Annotated in this window: 1 protein-coding gene; it reads right to left on the bottom strand. The window is 73.9% G+C overall.

Translation table 11 applies throughout. The features are described 5' to 3' along the window. Positions 1-160: 160 nt before the first annotated feature. Positions 161-1,360, bottom strand: a complete 1,200-nt coding sequence (locus FRW57_RS21520) for a TadA family conjugal transfer-associated ATPase (RefSeq protein ID WP_152187029.1) — start codon at positions 1,358-1,360, stop codon at positions 161-163. Positions 1,361-1,446 lie beyond the last annotated feature (86 nt).

Raw genomic sequence — 1,446 nt, 5'->3', positions numbered from 1 at the left:
AGTGCGCCCGGTGGGCGCGAAGCGCTCCGATCGTCCGCGCCGGTGCCAACAGCGCCAGCCGTGACCCGGCCGGCGAGCGCGCGGACTGTCGAGCCACGAGCCGGCCAGATCAGCACCGCGGCAACCAGCAGGGCCACCAGGGCGGCGGTCATCGCGGCGGTCATGACGGCGGCGATGTTGCCGGGCGGCGTGTGGGAGCGTCCGGACCGGTGGCCGGCTCGGGCTGCTCCTCGAGAGCCAGCATCTCGGCGAGCCTTGGCCAACCCTCTCGTCGACCACTGGACCCGTCCGGCCCACGAGAGAGCGCCGGCAGCACCCGGGGCCGAGCACCCTCCGACACCACCACCGCCAGCTCCTCGACCACACGCACGGGGCCGGATCGCGACAGGTGGACGACCACCTCGAGGGCGCTCAGCAGCTGCGCGTGCACTGCTGCGGGCCCCATGCCGGCCAACGCTCCGAGCGCCTCGAACCGCGCGACCACGTCGGCCGGGGCATTGGCGTGGACGGTGCCACAGCCACCCTCGTGCCCGGTGTTGAGCGCCGTCAGCAGCTCACGGACCTCGGCACCGCGGACCTCGCCGACGACCAGCCGGTCGGGCCGCATCCGCAGCGACTGGCGCACGAGCGCGGTCAGCGTGATCGAGCCACGGCCCTCGACGTTGGGGCTACGGCCCTGCAGCCGCACCAGGTGCGGATGGTCGACGGCGAGTTCTCGCACGTCCTCCACGATCACGAGGCGTTCGTCGCGCGGCACCTCGCCGAGCAGCGCTCCGAGCACGGTGGTCTTGCCGGACCCGGTGCCGCCGCTCACCACGAAACCGATCCGTCGACGCACGAGCGCCTGCAACGCCTCGAGCATGGTCGCGTCGCACGATCCCCAGTCGTGCAGCTGCTGCAGCGTCGGAGTCACCCGGCGCGGCACCCGCAGGCTGAGGTGGGGTCCGCCGTCGACGAGCGGCGGCAGGATGGCGTGCAACCGGACACCGCCCGGGAGCAGACCGTCGACGAAGGGAGAGGTGTCGTCGAGCCGTTTGCCTGCGAGCCCCGCCAGCCGCACCGCCAACCGTCGGACCTGCGCCTCGTCGCCCACCGCGAGCGGCTCGCGTCGAAGGCCGGTCCCACGGTCCGCCCAGACACCCGCGACACCGTTGACCAGGACGTCGGTGACCTCGGGATCGGCGAGGAGCGACTCGAGCGGACCCGCCCCGAGCACCTGGGACCGCAGTTGCTGGCGGGCCAGCCCGACGCCCTCGGTCCCCAGCACGATTGCGCTGTCCTCGACCACGGCGGAGACGAGGTCGTCGGTCGGTGCCCGCCCGGCGAGGATCTGACGCCACACGGGCTCATCAGCCGCCATCAGGCGACCATGCCGCTCGCGCCCGTGACGAGCTGGGCGAGCAGCTCGTCGGCCGCGCCGGCGACCGGCCCGCGGCGGTCCCCGGG

It is taken from the genome of Segeticoccus rhizosphaerae (assembly GCF_009192725.1).
GTDB lineage: Bacteria > Actinomycetota > Actinomycetes > Actinomycetales > Dermatophilaceae > Segeticoccus > Segeticoccus rhizosphaerae.
This window is presented reverse-complemented; position numbering and strand designations above follow the sequence as displayed.